8 protein-coding genes are annotated in these 19,184 nt (G+C 45.1%); 4 read left to right on the top strand and 4 right to left on the bottom strand.

Translation table 11 applies throughout. The features are described from left to right. Positions 1 to 33: 33 nt before the first annotated feature. Both ACVA58_RS14330 and ACVA58_RS14325 read right to left on the bottom strand, forming a co-directional pair. Positions 34 to 1,008: a DUF4382 domain-containing protein gene (locus ACVA58_RS14330; RefSeq protein ID WP_446511116.1), complete on the bottom strand. Its 975-nt coding sequence runs from the start codon at positions 1,006 to 1,008 to the stop codon at positions 34 to 36. Between the two features lie 212 nt (positions 1,009 to 1,220). Then, positions 1,221 to 2,069, bottom strand: a complete 849-nt coding sequence (locus tag ACVA58_RS14325) for an MBL fold metallo-hydrolase (RefSeq protein WP_446511115.1) — start codon at positions 2,067 to 2,069, stop codon at positions 1,221 to 1,223. 176 nt (positions 2,070 to 2,245) lie between these two features. Between ACVA58_RS14325 and ACVA58_RS14320 the strand changes: the two genes are divergently transcribed. Beyond that, positions 2,246 to 3,037 (top strand): AraC family transcriptional regulator, encoded by a 792-nt coding sequence (locus ACVA58_RS14320; RefSeq protein WP_446511114.1) that lies wholly within the window; start codon positions 2,246 to 2,248, stop codon positions 3,035 to 3,037. Positions 3,038 to 3,147: 110 nt separating this feature from the next. Further along, positions 3,148 to 4,086: a DUF3179 domain-containing protein gene (locus ACVA58_RS14315; protein ID WP_446511113.1), complete on the top strand. Its 939-nt coding sequence runs from the start codon at positions 3,148 to 3,150 to the stop codon at positions 4,084 to 4,086. 545 nt (positions 4,087 to 4,631) lie between these two features. On the opposite strand, the gene iadA is transcribed toward ACVA58_RS14315, so the two are convergent. Further along, positions 4,632 to 5,798, bottom strand: a complete 1,167-nt coding sequence (iadA, locus tag ACVA58_RS14310) for a beta-aspartyl-peptidase (RefSeq protein ID WP_446511112.1) — start codon at positions 5,796 to 5,798, stop codon at positions 4,632 to 4,634. Positions 5,799 to 6,050: 252 nt separating this feature from the next. Beyond that, on the bottom strand, positions 6,051 to 17,162 hold the full coding sequence (locus tag ACVA58_RS14305; RefSeq protein ID WP_446511111.1) for a tandem-95 repeat protein: 11,112 nt from the start codon (positions 17,160 to 17,162) through the stop codon (positions 6,051 to 6,053). Positions 17,163 to 17,467: 305 nt separating this feature from the next. Here ACVA58_RS14305 and ACVA58_RS14300 point away from each other — a divergent pair, with 305 nt between their 5' ends. Both ACVA58_RS14300 and ACVA58_RS14295 read left to right on the top strand, forming a co-directional pair. Continuing rightward, positions 17,468 to 17,800, top strand: coding sequence for an Hpt domain-containing protein (locus ACVA58_RS14300; RefSeq protein ID WP_446511110.1), 333 nt, complete (start codon positions 17,468 to 17,470; stop codon positions 17,798 to 17,800). A gap of 41 nt (positions 17,801 to 17,841) precedes the next feature. Further along, positions 17,842 to 19,179, top strand: coding sequence for an HlyD family type I secretion periplasmic adaptor subunit (locus ACVA58_RS14295; protein ID WP_446511109.1), 1,338 nt, complete (start codon positions 17,842 to 17,844; stop codon positions 19,177 to 19,179). Positions 19,180 to 19,184: the final 5 nt, after the last annotated feature.

The raw sequence follows: 19,184 nt of genomic DNA, 5'->3' as shown, positions 1-19,184 counted from the left end.
GCATAAATTTAAAAGGGCCATAAGGCCCTTTTTTTATAGAGGAAAGTTGAATTCTCTTTCCTGCATTTTATCTAGTGTTATCTCATATTGCTGTTCTTCAGGGTTAGCAATAATAATGTCATTATCATATTGGATAGGATCATCATCTACTGCATTACAGGTAAACGCAACGGTATAATCACCTGCTGGAATATATCCAAATGCATAGTCTCCATCCGGATCTACAGCGGCTGATGCATATGGTAATACATATTGGCCTGCAGGAAGGTTATCACCAATAAAATCTTCATCTAGTGGATCAAAGTTGTCCACTAACTGATAGTCTCCCAATACATGTTCAGGATATAAATAAACAAAGTTACCTGTGTCGTATTCGCAACCAAGACCTTGATCAAATAGAGCTAAATCGACATTACCCCAAAGTGATGCAGCTTGACCGTTATCTACAATTTTTACGCCATGTGGTTTTAGGTTGTAACCATTGTTATTGTTGCTGTTTCCACGCAAAACAAGAGACTGGCGTAAGTCGAACTCTATAGTAAAGCTCTGTACAGTATTGTCATCTTCAGGAACAACTTCAAAGCCACCCAGCTTTAATTTATTACTTGGGATCTTAAGGTCGTACTCTCCAGACGTTTCATCATCCTTGACCCAGTTCATGTTGCCTAGTTTAGTATGAACAATCATTTGCTTATACACACCAGCAGGCAAACTATGCTCAGTGATAATCAAAGCCTCGTCTGTGCCTTGATAATCTAACAGGTCGATTTGCTGGTAGTCATTGCCATCGTCATCGGTATCTACATCAATGATGTAAGTGTTTCCATTCTCATGCTTTAACTCAAGCTTATCGAAAGCAACAACGACTTCCGACATGGTATCAACTGGTGCATCGGATACACTGAAAGACACTTTTGCATACTGGGTAGAGTCGTTACTGCTGTCACTACCACACGCTGAAAGCAACGTAGCCACTGCTAATACGGATAAGGTTTTATAAAACGTCATGATAATCTCCATTAATGACGTAATTTTACCGCTCTTTCCCATGAACGCTCAATAAACAAAAGCTGAATTGACAAATAACTGACAAACTATCATAAACGTTTTATATTCTAATTATAACAAGATTTAGTTGTTATTTATTAATGACTAACGATACTAAAACAAATTATCTATACACTAAAGTAAAACTATAAATGCAAATTTTTCATTGCCACTTAAAACGTTTTTGATATCGGTATTTTGATAAATACTTCAGGTAACACCCCTGCCCGAATGTTTACTTGTACGGCTGGATATAATAACTTGGGCACATTCAGTTGCTTATCACGCTCAGAGCGAAAGTCTACAAATTCACTTTCAGAGGTTTCTCGTTTTAAGTGGATATTGTCTGACTTACATTCACCCACAGTAGTTTGATACTTCAGTTCTCTACCTCCAGGTTGGTAATCATGGCAAACCCATAAACGGGTTTTATCAGGTAACGCGTATATCCGCTGTATACTGTCGAATAGTTGTTTTGCATCACCGCCAGGAAAGTCACAGCGTGCAGAACCAAAATCAGGCATGAACAAGGTATCACCAATAAAGGCATTTTGATTAACCAAATAGGTGACACCGTCACCTGTGTGTCCTGGCGTTTCCAACACTGTCCCTGTTAGCATTCCAATACTAAATTCTTCCTTATCCTCAAAAAAATGATCAAACAGAGCTTTATCTTCAGCAATACAATCGTCATTCATACCTAGAATGGGACGAAATGCAGCTTGAACATCAACAATATGGCGGCCAACACCAATCTTGCCACCTAGCTTCGATTTTATATAACTTGCAGCTGTTAGATGATCGGCATGAGCATGCGTTTCTAAGATCCATTCGAGACTGAGCTGCTTTGCTCTTATGTAGTCAATAATGTCATCAGCAAATTCTGTACTGACAACGCCTGATGGCAAATCAAAATCTAAAGCACTATCAATCACCGCGCAGTGCCCACCCGTCATATCGTAAACAACATAGCTAAGTGTTGATGTCTGCTTATGAAAAAATACCTCAATAGCAGCTGTCATCACCTACCTCCCAGCCAATCAGAATGCAATTCAAATTAGTCACAACACCATTAATTTTAGCTAACTTTAAAGGTTATTTTGTTCTTACTACGTGACATGATGTACTGATTGGTTCCCAAAGAGCTCGCTGACTTAGGTATAATACCCACCAAATGCTCCTGCCTAAGCCCTAGCAAATGAATAAGATCTATCAGCCGCTTTTTGATAACGATAACCCTCCCGCAGAAATATTTTTTGGTCATGAAGTGTTTTTACCCAACACAACGACGCCAAGCCACAGCCACCCATGGGGGCAACTACAAATTATCAATGGTGGTATTTTGGAGCTGAGGGCTGAAAAAAAACGGTTTCTGTCACCTTCACAATATGCAGTATGGGTGCCGGCAGGTATTGAGCATGAGAGTTTTATGCGACGCAGCTTGAATTACTGCTCGATGAATATTACGCACCCGCTGGCCGATCCGCTTCCTAACTACCCCTGCTTACTGGAGGTTAGCCCTATTATGGAAGCAATCATCAATGACCTGAAAGCCCGACAGGTGGCAATACCGGAGTCAAAGCAAGATAGAAGATTGATTCAAGTTCTACTCGATCAAGTCTATCAAGCCAAAGAGCATGAACAGTTTCTCCCTACCAGTAACGACAAGTTATTAAAGCCTATCCTCAGTGAACTTGAACGTAACCCGATGTCTGAAAAAACGTTGAAGGACTGGGCTGAAATACTCCATACCACGGAAAGGACTTTGGCCAGACACAGCCAGGACAAGTTGGGGATGAGCTACACCGAATGGAGGCAAAGACGTAAGTTTTTATTCTCCCTGCATTTGCTGCGAAAGGGAGCTTCGGTTAAAGAGATCGCATTGACGTTGGGCTATCACCAAGCTTCACCATTTATCACATTATTCAAGCGCCATGCGCAATGTACGCCAGAGCAATACCGCCAGCGCTTCTTTGCTAGTAAAGAATAATCACTAACTATAACTCAGACACTTCAAGGTGCTTGGATGTAAAACTCTCGGGTATTGAAATATTCTCTCTTCACTGCGGTCTGTATATCTGAAGCGCGTTGGAGGGGTTGATGAAACAGCTTATTGCTTTTCTTTTATATGGACTTATCTTCACTCTGCCGTTAAGCATGCAGGCAGCATCGCTTAACGGCTTTAATTTATCCAATGCATCGATTCCTGCAGAGGAAATACTGTCTGGCGGGCCGGGTAAAGATGGAATACCTGCTATTCTTCACCCCAAATTTATCACTGCGAGTAAAGCGCACTTCATGTCACCCACAGATCCGGTACTTGGTGTCGAAATCAATGGCAAATTTCGTGCTTACCCTATCAAGATCTTGAATTGGCATGAGATCGTAAATGATCAAATCGATGGCAAGCGTTTTATTGTCAGCTACTGTCCACTTTGTGGTTCAGGTATGGCTTTTTCTTCCACGCTCAATGGCCGGGAATTAACGTTTGGCGTATCAGGTCTGCTATATAATTCTGACGTTTTACTGTACGACCATCAAACTGAGTCCCTGTGGTCACAAATCAAAGGATCAGCCATATCAGGGCAGTCCGTTGGAAAACAGTTAACCCAATATCCTCTGACATTGATACGCTGGGGAAAGTGGCAACAGCTGCACCCGCACACAGACGTGTTATCAACAAATACAGGCTATCAACGCAATTACCAGCACGATCCCTATGCAGGATACAGCCGTACGCCACGCCTCTACTTCCCTGTCGCCAACCAAGCGCCATCTATCTACAGTTCCAAAGATACGGTCATGGGATATAAAGGACAAAACGGGGTCATCGCTTTCCCGTTTGCAGAGTTGAGGAAACAGGGAAAATCCCAGTTCACCTATCGTTTTGAGCAGCAAACACTCACCATTCACTGGGATGAGAAAAATCAATCAGCCTACATAACAAACCACCAAGGGCAAGAACTCCCCAGCACGTTGTTATATTGGTTCGCTTGGTATGCCTTTTATCCAGGCACTCAAATATACAAGGCCCGCTGAAACATTATTGGAGATTGAACGATTCAAACCTTTCATAGTCAATTTATTTAATACAAACAATATATTAACTCATTCACAACCTTTGCAAAGGTTAAAAAAGCAGCAACAATATAGGCATCAACGCCCATAAAGCAATCAAACCTAGTTGCATATCACAAAAACAGCACACAAAGCAGAGCTTTACTTTGATATGAAGAGGCAAAGCCAGATAATAAAACCACAAAAACGCCAATTAGCTAGGTAATACAACTATGATTGATATGATTTTTCCTGCATTGTTCTTATCAACTGTAATCGGCTTTAGCCTATGGGGCTGGACACAAGTCTTCCGTGTGGTATTTCGTTTTTAATACTATCCCCATCCAGTGAAGCCTTCAGGGCCATTGCTCAACAAAAACAAAAACTAGAAAAAATAAGCCAGCATACATGCTGGCTTACTCATCTATAGTCGCAGTGCTCTTTTCTGTTCATAAGAGTAAAGCTATACAACCTTGAGCTAAATTAATTAACGAAATAAATATTACTCTACTTGAAGATATTATAAATTATTCTTCAAAATTACCGATAACAAGCTGTTCTCGACCAAGAATAATCGCTTTACCCATCGAAAATGCAGAATCCACAACAAGATTATCATCAAGAAGCAAAAAGTCTGCATCTGCATTAAGCGTTATTTCGCCCTTATTAATACCCAATGATTTAGCGACATTTTGTGACATCATCGCACTTGCCTGACCAACGTCTAAACCACGGTCTATTAGCGTACGAAGTAACTGGATATTCGAATCAACAGCAGCGGCTGATATCGTTATCATTTCACCTGCATCATTAAATTGTGGCAGGCTACCATTACCATCAGAGCTAACAGTGATACGCTCTGATGCTACCCCAGACTCCAAAGCAGCAAAGACTGCTTCACCGGGGTCGGTGAAAGCACAGCTACCACCAGAGGTAATATCCATTACGCCACCAGCTATTGCAAACTTCGCCGCCTCTTCAAATAAAGGGATCGTTCTTGCAACATGGGTAGGAGAAAAATTACTATGAGGAATACCTCGCTCAATTAACTCGTTTATTTGTTTAAAAGGGTCTGGCAAACCGCCCATATGCATATGCAGTACCCCTTTCTTTCCAGCAAGCATCGCCCCCATTCGTACATCCGATGCAATTCGCAATAATTCTTCAGTAGTAGGGAATGAGCCGCGGTGGTCAGCGATAGCAATTTTAACGCCCAGTACTGGCTCTAAAAAAACAAGATCATCTCGTATATTATCCGTTAGAGTCACTGTAGGCACTTGATAAGAGCCAGTATGCATCCATGCTGATAGACCTTCAGCACGTAACCCCATAACCTTGGCAAAAAGATCTTGTGGTGAACGTGTTGAGCCATCAGTACCCATCACACCGACTACAGATGTGATCCCTGCTTTGATCAATTTAGAAAATGTTATTGAAGGTGTGCGACTACTAAAACCACCTTCACCACCACCACCGGTTAAATGCACATGCTGGTCGATAATACCCGGGACCATCAATTTTCCAGTTGCGTCAACAGTCTTGACTGGAGTACCGAGACCGCTCACATTCATTTTATCTTCAATAGCGATGATTTTATTACCAGCAACTAATACATCTTTAACACCTAAAGAGGAAGGAGCATAAACATTGGCACTTTTGATCAGAGTAAGGTGTGTCATTCTTTTGTTTCCCATATTGTAATTTTTAAATGCATCACTCTATGTGTGATGCATCATTCCTTATTCATATCATATTTAGCTAAGCTATTGTGAAATGCCGAATTTGGCTTAATCATGCAAGAAATGCATAGCGCAGCTAATAAGTGTCACTAACAATATTCTTCAACTCTAAAAATATTTCAGAGTGTACTAATAAAATAATAAAAAAAAGCCAGCAATTTTGCTGGCTTGATATTCTCACATTGAGTTCATTATAAAATGTACCGATTACATGTTTTCATCCATCACAGGTGAATCATCCTGCTGCAAGCCAGACGAATCGCTGTCATATGATGAACTGTCATCCATCACATCAACTCCTTGATTACTATTATCCCCTTGGGTCCAATCGTCATTTTGTCCATTCTCATCTTGCATCGCTGGTTGGTTGGCATTTTTGCCCTGACCGGCTTGCATCGCATACTCGTCATCAACATCAATCGTCAATGTTGCCGATGCCCCTTCAACAGCCGTACCGAGATCGGTTTGCCCTTCAAACTGAACAGTCGCCTCACCTTCAAACTCATCTGATAACTTCATAAGAAGCGGCTTGGATAGGTTGCCACTAACCGTGTAGGAGCCATCACTGTTCAGTAATGCATTGGCAATAGTTGCCCCGTCAGGAAGTTCACTGATTTCGACCTGGGTCACATCAGGGTTTTCTGCCACATCATCAGGGATCTCGAAATGAACATTGTTGCCCGGAGCTGCTGTAAGATCGCTCTCGGTATCGTTGCCCTCTTCACCATAATCTGATGAGGCATCATCAGTCACGACCGTTTGAGTATCGACATCTTGCTGGCTGCTATCATCGGATTGCACCGATTCTGATCTAGCTGCTGGGTCTTGATACTCATCAACATCAAGAGTGATCTGATGAACGGAAGTTGCATCTCCGTCAATTGATGTGACTTCGAGTGGCAATTGACCGGTAAAGTCATCATCACTCCAGAACACCCACCAACCATCACCATCTTCAATTACCGTGCCTTGTTCACCATAGTAATCAACAGCAGTAATTGTCGATTCATCCCCTAAGTTTAACGCTGCCAATAAATCATCTTGAGTCAGTTCCAATGATCCCATTTCATTAAGCGTGAAATCTGAGGCTTCCGGTTCGGCAACATCAACATTGAAATGAGTTTGAATACTGCTTTCACCATCTGTAGCAACAAACGCAATTTGAGCCTGTCCAGCAAATCCTTCTGCTGGCGAGAAGGTGTACTGCCCCTCGCTATTTGTTTCCAACACGCCTTGTCCACCAACCAATTGGACTGATTCAATGGTTAACTCGTCATTATCGGCATCAGTTAGCTGAGCAAGCATATCGGCATCGGAGAAAGCCAAATCATTACCAGCACCAAGCTCGGTGGTAACAATGGCATCAACCGTTGGTGCGGAGGAGTTATCCGCATTTGCACCCGTTTCTGCAGCAACAACAGCAATACTACTTTGAACATCGACCAAACTGCCGTTGTGTTCCACCTGATAAGCAAAATCAACCTGCCCTTCAAAGCTCTCTGCTGGGGTAAATGACCATGTTCCATCGCCATTATCAACCAGCTCACCTTGAGAGCGGTCAATGAGGTGGACGCCTTGAACTTCATCACCATCAGCAGCCTCTAACCCCTCAGCCATGCCTAACAAGTCTTCCATTGTCAGCTCGAGGGTTTCACCCTGAGTAGCATCAAAGTCAGCATAGGCTTCTGTTGATTCTGGCAACGTATTGGACGACTCATCACCGTAGTCTGCAGTAGTCGCAGAAACGGTAATGAAGAAACTGCCGGAAAAGTCAGCTGGTGGTGTGAGTGACAAGTCATCGAAACTCCAAGTCGTCACATCAACGACCTGACCGGGCTCGGTGATTGTAATGGTGTTCTCCCCATCAGTAACGACAAAACCGACAGGGAAACCGGTAATCACTAGGTGACTCAATTGCTCGGAAGCATCGAGCATATCAACATTCAACCCCAGCAAACCGGTAGTATCTTCATCGAAGACTAGTGGTCCTTCATGATCTGTGGTGATCACTGCCCCATCAGCGACCGGACGGATATAAACAGGCATATCCAACACGGTTGTCGCACCACTAGGATCGCTCACTTCGACCTGCAGCTCAGTGGTACCGGAGTAATCGTTAGATGGCGTATAGGTCCAGCTGCCGTCCTCATTTTGCTCGACTTCGCCGGCATCTTCACCGTCAACGGTAATGACGCGAGAAACAACCAGCTCATCACCATCAACATCGCCGAACAAGTCAAGCATATCTTCTGCTCTGAAAGTGAAACCACCGTCTTCGTATGTGGTTAGGTGAGCATTACCTCCATTGAACGGTGCATCGTTGACCGGCATAACATCAACCTTGAGGGCACCATCAACAATGTTTTCACCATCTGAGATTGAGTAATCCAACTCTATCAGGCCATTAAAATCAGACGGTGTGATCAGGTGGTACATCCCATCTTGTTGCAGTTGCAAATTGCCATTTGGTGGCTGCTTCAACGACAAACTTTCGAGTGTAAGGTCATCACCATCGGCATCAGTCGCTTGGCTTAAAATGAACGCAGGGTCAATTTCCAGCACCTGATCTTCATCGACATCCAATTTCAGCGTCGGTGCAACTGGCAAATCTTCGACTGGCTTAACATCGACGGCAACCGTCGCCGTATCAAATGAACCGTTACCATCGGTTACTGTGTAGGTAAATGACGCAGGCCCGTTGTAGTCAACATCAGGGGTGAAAACGACGTTGCCGTCTTCATCCAATTCGACGGTACCGTGTGTATCCTCCGTTGCCTCAACGGCGGTAATAGATAATATATCGCCGTCAGCATCTGTATCATTAGCGAGTAAATCTGTTGGGTTGATAACTAACTGGCCATCTTCATCAACCTCGATCGCACGACTAGTAATACCCTCTTGTACCTCTACCAACTGCTCGGTGACATCTATAGCCTGATCGGCAGTACTGTGATTTAAGTCCAGAGATAATGTATTAACAACCTCACTACCGTCGCCCTGTATGGTTGTCATCTGAATGTCTTCAGACATGGTGCGGGACACAGTCATATTCTGGACAACGTAAGTCCCCTTTCCGCCTTCAGTACCTAAGGTGAAGTGATGCACTGGTACATCCGTTGTGAAGGCGTACGTATCCTGTAACTCGCCTGACTCTCGGAAGCCACCTTGAGAGTCAATCAAGTTACCCTCAGCGTCATAAGCCTGAATTATCACCTCTGTCGCTTTACTGCTGCTTTCGTCGAAATAGCCACCGAGACCGTCTAATTGGAAGGTAATTTGATTAACATCCTCCCCTTCTACAGTTACAGTCAGGTATTCATCCTCACTCAATCCATTGCGGGTTTCATTACCAATTCCAGCCCCTTTAGCACTCCCCGCACCATTCCAAGCACTGAGTTCACCACTGCTGACCTCTGTGGTAATAGTTACACCATCCTCTTGATAGACAGCAGTATTGCCGTCTACCGTCCCCCAATCCTCAACGCTAGCATTACCATCAAATACCGTGGTTGAGGTATCGCTATCGAAGCTTCCGACACGAATATCTCGGGTTCCGGATTGCACCTCTTCGGTATCAGGTACGAACTGCACTTGGGCATCAGCAGGGTATTCTTGGCCAATGACCATATCTTCCCACTCACCCTCTGCATTCATGCACTGAACAAAGCCATGCTCAGGTGCAGCATCAAGGCGTATCTGCGGTTCTTGTGCAGACATACTGCTATCATCTGCGGCAATAACTTCGTCATTGACCGCATTGATTGTTAAATCCAACCCTGTCGAAACTGTCTCTAGGCCATCAGTAACATCAAAGGTCAAATTAAGCTCACCATTGAAGTTCTCATCAGGAGTGATGGTGTAAGAGCCATCGTCGTTTCTTTCAACATCCCCCGCCCCTTCAAGCTGAAGGTTATCCGCAGACAGTTTGTCGCCGTCAATATCAGTGGCATTGGCCAATAACTGATCTTGGCTCAATGTGATAGTGCCATCTTCATCAATGGTATAAGTGAGGTTTTCGCTCACCACCGGCCCATCGTTCACGGCTTCAACTTGTAGTGTTGCCCCTGAAACGACCTGACTGCCTTCCCCGTCGGTCACATTAAAACTTATCGCCAAGTCACCGTTGACGTCTTGGTCTGGCGTCACTAGATAGGACTTCTCGCCAGTTTCAGGATCCACCACGGTAGTGAAAGTAGCATTGGTAATATTAAGGCTCACCACCGATAAATCATCGCCATCAACATCGCTGGCATTAGCCAGCAACGCTGCTTCGGTGATCACTATCTGGGTATCTTCGTCGGTATTAAATTGCAGCGGACTCGTTTCATCAATAACAACCGGATCATTAACCGGTACCACAGTAAAGTCGAGCGTCGCCGTGGTCGAGGCCGTTTCAGGCGTGTCATTACCCGCCGTACTGTCCTCAAGCGATGTTGCCGTTACATTCAGTGTCACAGGCCCATGGAAATTTTCACCGCCTTGGAAAGATAACTGGCCGACATCCCAACCATTGATATCCACGCTGTTACTATCTTCATCGGCAATAAATATCTTCTCGCCATCCGTTAATATCGCACCGTCAGGCAAGCCATCGACGACCAGCGAAGCCAATGATTCAGATCCGTCAGTATCACTGAGTGCCGCTTCGATATTGAGCGGAGTGGGTTGGTCTTCAGCAACCTCTTTGACCACGGTAATGGCATCAAGCAGCCCACCCAGGCTGTTGTCATCCGGTGAGTCAAATTCCAACTTGGGGTTATCAGTGGTCGCCGTGAATTGGTAGCTATGGTGATTCCAGCCAATATCCTCAGGTGCCAAAGAATCTATTAGCTGACCTTCGAAGTAGATATCAACTTGCGAGTCTTCACCCTCGAAGTTTTTACGAGCTGACATATCAAATTCAAGGGTAACGACGTCACCGGCTTTGACATCCAGATTCGTGTAGAGGTTGGACTCATCACCACGATTAGCTTCAAGCTCAATCACCCCACCACGGTTATCACCGACGCCATAGACAGTGTCTTGGTGAATTTCGATATGGTTATTGGCGTTATCAGTAAACCAACCGGTCAAGGCAGTATCTTGCCCAACACCGTAATCAATCAAGCTCATGTCAGAGAGCGAGACAGTTAACGAAGGCTCATCGGCTTCCGGCGTAATGGTCACCGGCGCTGTAAAGACAGCATCGACCTTGGTATCGTTGACAGTGATTTTCAGCGCAGCATCACCACTGTAGTCAGCATCTGGGGTATAGGTCCAGTCACCGGTTTCGTCATCACGGCTCACCGTGCCGTTACCCTCAACGCTGATATCGCTAATGCTCAGCACATCGTTATCGACATCGCTAACATTGGCGAGTAATGAGGCTTCAGAAAGCGTAATCGAGCCATCTTCAGCAATGGTGTAGGACGTCTCGGCAAACACTGGCACATCGTTGACAGCTTCAATATCTAGCGTTCCAGATGCAGGAGTAATAGCCCCATCACAATCATCGACTTCAAAACTAAAGGGAACATCACCATTAAAATTATCTGTTGGTGTGAAAGTATATGTACCGTCTTTATTGTCTATAAGGCTCCCATACTCAGGCTCGATTTGAAGGTTTATCGCCAAGAAATCAGTGCTATCGACATCGGATACATTTTGCAGCAGCATCGCCTGGGTAATGGTAATGGCAGTATCTTCAGTACCGTCGATATTGGTTTCGCCAACAACGGCAGCATCATTGACCGCAAGCACATCCACCATCACAGTGGCCGTATCAAAGGTATCGTGACCATCCGTTACGGTATAAATAAAGGACGCTGGGCCGTTATAATCGGCATCCGGTGTAAAGACCACATTGCCGTTCTCATCCAGCTCAACAGTGCCGTGAGTATCATCGGTAGCTTCTACAGAAGTTATGCTCAGCTCATCGCCATCAACATCGGTATCATTGGCCAGTAAATCGGACGGGCTGATGATCAACTGACCATCTTCTTCAACCTCAATCGCACTAGGCTCGACAGCACTTAAAGTAGCAATGCTTGACGCATCCCCATCAGGCAGGCTGCTGTCATCTTCAGCTATCACCGCATCATTAACAGGGTCAACCGTTAATTCCATTTGGCTCGGTGTGGTAAATTCACCGTCGGTGATATCAAAAGAAAGTAAGATATCACCATGAAAGTCCTGTGGCGGGGTGATATCAAAGGTGCCATTGCCATTATCGACAATTTCTACATCTGGGTGGGTGGTTGTTACGTTCTGGGCAACCATTGCATCACCATCAGCATCCGATGCATTGGCAAGCAATGCATCTTGAGTAATGGTGATGGTGGTATCTTCATTCGTCGAAGCACTCGCCGGCCCTGTAACCTCAGGAGCAAACTCCCTCGCATCCACATGAATAGTTTGTGAGGTCGTCGCCTCATCATCATTGGACAATTCTGTTGCTGTCGCTTCAACAACAAGATCAAATTCATCATTGAAGTCTTCTGGCAGCTGAAGCTGGATAGTCTCTTCCAGAGCAACAGTTGGCAACACTATCGGGGTTTCACCATCGGAGAGTATTTCACCACGGAAAATAGTGCTGTTTTCTTCCCCCATATCAATGCTGAACATGAAGTCATCGTAATCACGATCACCGCCACCTAACCAGTCTTCAATACCGTAGACGATATCTCCATCATCATTCAAAGTGGTATGCGTATGTTGGAAATTATCCTGATTGAGGTTTTCACTGCTTCCTCCATGGAAAATAGCATCGCCAAATTGGCTACGAATAACCGTTTCAGAACCGTCATCTCCAGCAAAAACCAACTGCGGATCAGCTGATGACATAGTGGCCGGGTCACCATCTTGGTCACGGAACTCAAAATGCCCTTCGCCAAGGTTGTCGAAATTATTTCTGTTGAAGCCGTTAGGGATAACAAAAATGTTAAAGCTCTCACCTTGATCGAGATCGAAGCTAAATGATGATTCACCGGGAAGCAGATCACCACCTCCTCTTACCTGCGAGGCATTTTCATAAACCAATTCAACATCAGAGATATTCCCATCTTCATCAATACGATAATAACCGACCGAATTCTTAAATCCTGCGCCCTCTCCAGCAAAGGTTACAGTCACTTCGGTATCGACATAACTGGTCAATCCATTGTCTTGCGAATCTAAAACGGCTTGACCGTCATACCTCAGCACACCTCCTTCAGGGACGCCATCAATAGTCACACTAAGCGTTTCGGACAAATCCTGATCGGTTAAGTTGGCAGCGATATTCAGCTCAATGACGTCATCAGGGTCAGTGTCTACAACATTGCCAGGTATTGCATTGTTATCTCCATCTGTCACTGACAGTTCAGGCGCATCGGCAACCGCATCAACAGCGATGGACCCCGAGGCAGGTGTTACCGCCCCATCGTTGTCATCGACATCGAAGGTGAACGGCACATCGCCGCTAAAATCGTCTTTCGGTGTAAATGTGAAGGTACCGTCTTCATTGTCTTTCAAACTGCCGTACTGTGGATCAATTTGCAGGTTAACCGCAGTCAGCTCACTGCTGTCCACATCGGTGGAGTTTTGCAGCAACATCGCCTGTGTAAAGGTTATAGCAGTATCTTCAGTGCCATCGATATTGGTTTCTCCAACAACGGCAGCATCATTGACCGCAAGCACATCCACCGTCACAGTGGCCGTATCAAAGGTATCGTGACCATCCGTTACGGTATAAGTAAAGGACGCTGGGCCGTTATAATCGGCATCCGGTGTAAAGACCACATTGCCGTTCTCATCCAGCTCGACAGTACCATGAGTATCATCGGTAGCTTCTACGGCAGTAATGGTCAGCTCATCGCCATCAACATCGGTATCATTGGCCAGTAAATCGGACGGGCTAATGATCAACTGACCATCTTCTTCAACCTCAATCGCACTAGGCTCGACAGCACTTAAAGTAGCAATGCTTGGCGCATCGCCGCTAGGTAAGCTGCTGTCATCTTCCGCGACCACTGCATCATTAACGGCTGCAACTTGCAGGATTGCCCCTGAAGCGACCTGACTACCTTCCCCGTCGGTCACATTGAAACTCATCGCCAAGTCACCATTGACATCTTGGTCTGGCGTCACTATATAGGACTTCTCGCCAGTTTCAGGATCCACCACGGTAGTGAAAGTAGCATTGGTAATATTAAGGCTCACCACCGATAAATCATCGCCATCAACATCGCTGGCATTAGCCAACAACGCTGCTTCGGTGATCACTATCTGGGTATCTTCGTCGGTATTGAATTGCAGCGGACTCGTTTCATCAATAACAACCGGATCATTAACCGGTACCACAGTAAAGTCGATCGTCGCCGCGGTCGAGGCCGTTTCAGGCGTGTCATTACCCGCCGTACTGTCCTCAAGCGATGTTGCCGTTACATTCAGTGTCACAGGCCCATGGAAATTTTCACCGCCTTGAAAGGTCAACAGGCTCAAGTCCCAGCCGTTAATATCAACGTCATTATTGACACCTTCAGCAATAAAGGTGTTTTCACCGTCCGTTAATATTGCACCATCTGGTAGGCCATCGACGACCAGCGAAGCCAATGATTCAGAACCGTCAGTATCACTGAGTGCCGCTTCGATATTGAGCGGAGTGGGTTGGTCTTCAGCAACCTCTTTGACCACGGTAATGGCATCAAGCAGCCCACCCAGGCTGTTGTCATCCGGTGAGTCAAATTCCAACTTGGGGTTATCAGTGGTCGCCGTGAATTGGTAGCTATGGTGATTCCAGCCAATATCCTCAGGTGCCAAAGAATCTATTAGCTGACCTTCGAAGTAGATATCGACTTGCGAGTCTTCACCCTCGAAGTTTTTACGTGCTGACATATCAAATTCAAGGGTAACGACGTCACCGGCTTTGACATCCAGATTCGTGTAGAGGTTGGACTCATCACCACGATTAGCTTCAAGCTCAATCACCCCGCCACGGTTGTCACCGACGCCATAGACAGTGTCTTGGTGAATCTCAATGTGATTGTTGGCGTTATCAGTAAACCAACCGGTCAAGGCGGTATCTTGCCCAACACCGTAATCAATCAAGCTCATGTCAGAGAGCGAGACAGTTAACGAAGGCTCATCGGCTTCCGGCGTAATGGTCACCGGCGCTGTAAAGACAGCATCGACCTTGGTATCGTTGACAGTGATTTTCAGCGCAGCATCACCACTGTAGTCAGCATCTGGGGTATAGGTCCAGTCACCGGTTTCGTCATCACGGCTCACCGTGCCGTTACCCTCAACGCTGATATCGCTAATGCTCAGCACATCGTTATCGACATCGGTAACATTGGCGAGTAATGAGGCTTCAGAAAGCGTAATCGAGCCATCTTCAGCAATGGTGTAGGACGTCTCGGCAAACACTGGAACATCGTTGACAGCTTCAATATCTAGCGTTCCAGATGCAGGAGTAATCGCCCCATCGTTATCATCTACATCGAAAGTGAACGGCACATCACCGTTCAAATCGGCTTTTGGCGTAAAGGTGAAGGTTCCATCTTGGTTATCTTCTAGGGTGCCGTACTGTGGGTCAATTTGTAGATTAACGGCGGTCAGTTCACTGCTATCCACATCGCTAGCATGTTGCATCAGCATCGTCTGGGTGAAAGTAATGGCAGTATCTTCAGTGCCATCGATATTGGTTTCGCCAACCACTGCGGCATCATTCTGTGGCGTGACGTCAACAGAAACCGTTGCAGTATCAAAAGAATCATTACCATCCGTGACGGTATAGGTAAACGAAGCAGGCCCGTTGTAATCAGCATCCGGTGTAAACACTACGTTGCCGTTCTCATCCAACTCAACCGTACCATGAGTATTTTCGGTAGCCTCAACCGCACTAATAGATAACTTATCTCCATCAGCATCAATATCATTTGCTAGTAAATCATCCGGGCTCAGCACCAACTGCCCATCTTCTTTTACTTCTATAACGGAAGAGTCCGGTGAATTTCCTGCCCCCTCAGATAATGGGCCAAAAGTTGCAATTACAGGGTCATTATCAACACCGTCGTCGGTGGCAACAACAGCATCATTTACCGCGGTTACATTCAACACGGCAGATGAAGGAACTTCACTCCCTTGTCCATCCGTCACATCAAATGTTACTGATAAGTCGCCATTTACATCCTGATCCGGCGTGATAACGAATGACCTTTCCCCAGTCTCCGGATCGACTTGTGTGATATAGCTTGCATCGGCAATATTCAGATTAATAACTGATAGCTCATCACCATCAACATCGCTGGCGTTTGCCAACAACTCCGCTTCAGTAATGACAATATCGGTATCTTCTTGGGTATCAAACTGCAACGGAGCCGTAGTATCAATCTCAACGTCATCGTTGACCGCTGTCACATTCAACATGGCTGATGAAGCAACTTCACTCCCTTGACCATCTGTCACATCGAAGGATATCGCCAGCTCTCCATTTACGTTTTCATCCGGAGTAACAACGAACGATCTTTCACCGGTATCCGGATCAATTTGGATCTCAAATGAAGCATTGGCAATAGAGAGGTTTAATACACTGAGATCATCGCCATCTATATCACTGGCATTAACAAGTAGATCGGCTTCACTAATAACAATCTGGCCATCTTCATTGATCTCGAAAATAGGCTTGGCTTGCTCGTCAATCTCCACTTCATCATTGACGTTGTCGACTTGAATTTCAAAAGTCTCAGAGACAGTTTCAGTATCAAAATCGCCGTCGACAACCAGCTCTTTAGTGGTTGCATCGGCTACATCAACCTGAAAGGTTTCACTGGTTGTTTCAGTATCGAATTGTGTGCTTTGGCCCGAAGCCGCAGCATCACTTCCCCCAGCCGATTGAGCTTGCGGGTTTTGTTCGTTTGGTTGTTGGCTGGCTCGGCTTTGCCCCTCACTATCTGGCTGCGATTGCGACCTTTGTTGAGCCCCCCCTCCTACCGACTGAGGAGCACCACCGCCCTCGACATTACCGTCATCTTGCTGCGCTTCGCCACCCAGAACATTTGAGTCTGAATTGCCAGATTGCCTTTGACTACCACTGTTCCCCCCAGTATCGGGGGCTTCTACGCTTGGCTGCCCGCCAGTCTCTTCATTGCTTTCTGAATTTGATTCAGGCGAATTATTGTTAGCTTGATCATTTTGCTCAGCGGCATCAGCGCCGGTAGCCGTTGTTGCCGCCATGGTATTTTGCTGATTTTGCCTGTCTTGGGCACGATGCTCATCAGTATTACCATCAGGAGTAGCATTATGCTCTACCGCATCATTTAGAGGGTTGTTTTTATCCTGTTGTTGATTGTCCTGAGTCATGATTAGCCTCCATCCCCATGTCAGTTATTCTGTACAAAAAAGAATTTCCTAACTCTATGGATACATTCAATTCGCTGAAAACAGCAAATGATTAACGTTATTTTTTCAAAAAATTAGAAAAACATAGATGTAACGCACACTTGAAGTGAATTTCATCAATTTTTAATGATGCGATATTGATCAATAAAACAAACATTCAATAACAAAATCACCTTGTATTCCAGCTCAAGCTAGACCATATATTATTACTAGCAAACTTTGTTTTTTCAGTTACTTGGGTGTAACAACAGCTTAAGGCAAGAGAAATGATAGATTACAACGCATTTACCGAAGCAATGGATGGTGACGAAGAGATGATGTCTATGATCATAGACCTCTACGGTGCAGAACATGGTGAGGATATTGAGCTCATCACAGGACTATATGCTAGCAACAATGTTGAAGGTTTATATCAAGCTGTTCACTCTTTAAAAGGCGTCTTGCTGACCTTGTGTGAAGACAATGCTTCACAACAACTAGAAACCATTGAGCAGCTTTGTAAGCAAGGACAACTGCCGGGCAGAGATCTTATAGACAATGTGTTGGCTGAAGTTGCCAACGTAAATTCTCAAGTCGAGTCATTATCACTGGCTAATTAACACCGCTATAAAATACAGCCATGCTTCAAGGAGTCGATGCCATGGGAATAGAGAAACATATCAAGCACGCACTCGTTGAGGCAAAATTCAGCCAAGATGATGACAACGACGATGGCTTATATATTCAAAGTGCAATGACAACGGTGCACAAGTCGCTGCTGCTACTGTTTATTGTTGTGCTGTTGCTGATTATATTGGCCGCCCAAGCAAAGATAGATATCGTTGTTTCTTCTCGAGGGGAAGTGCTGCTTGATTCTGATATTGAGCGGGTCCAACATCTTGAAGGAGGGATCCTTGATAAGATGCTGGTCAAAGCAGGTGATTATGTCTTTGCAGGACAACCTATTGCCCAATTACGTTCGGTCGATAGAAACACCCAACTTGAATCCGCCACTCTCGATATCGCTAGTCTTGAAATGGATATCATCCGCTACGTGTCGCTTATTCACCATGCCGAACCGGACTACTCTGCTTACTCTGCTTTCCCGCTGCTGATTACTCAATACAACGAATCTTGGCAAAAAGAATTTCAGAAAAACAATTCGAACCAAGCGCTTATCGCCCTAGATATTGAACATAAGCAAAAGCTGATCAATTCAATGAAAAAACGTATAGCCAGTTCGCGTAAGCAACTTGGCCTGATTGAAAAACAGTTGAATATCAAAGAAACCCTCTACAAGGAGGAAATGGCTTCTTATGTCGATGTGCTTAACATGCAAGTACAAGAGGCCAATATGGTAAGAGAGATAGAAAACTTATCTGAAGCAGTCATGAACGAGAAATTTCAGTTTGCTCGGTTAGAAAAGCAATTGAAAGACACCATCGCGAGTCGAAATGCCGGTTATCAAGCCCAGGTTAACCAACTGGAAAAAGATCTTTCCCTCAAAAAAGCCCAGCTACCTCAGCACACCGATAAAGTTGAGCGTCTGACGGTCTACTCCCCTATCGATGGCATTGTCGATAAGATTCATTTTAATTTTAAATCTGCTGTGATCCCCGCAAACGAGAGCATCGCCGATATTTCGCCAATCCATAATACCTTGCACGCCGAGGCAAAAATCGCCAAAAAAGATTTGGGATTCGTCGAAGTCGGTCAGGAAGTCAAACTTAAATTTGATACCTACAACTTTGCAAAATACGGCTTTATCAGCGGTACGATCAACTCCATCAGTCGCTCTTCTTACAAAGAAGAAGAAAACGAGTTTTATATTGCCAAAATAGCCATTGAAAAAGACTTTTTGGAAAACGGTGGGGCAACATACACCTTATCACCTTATATGGAATTTACAGCCGACATTAAAACAGGTTCACGCTACGCGATTGATTACGCCTTAAAGCCAGTGGTCAGCGCCATGGAAGATGCATTTGACGAGAGGTAAGCAGC

Source organism: Photobacterium sp. DNB22_13_2 (assembly GCF_052873915.1).
Note: the sequence above shows the minus strand (reverse complement) of the source record. Positions and strands in the feature narration are given on the sequence as shown.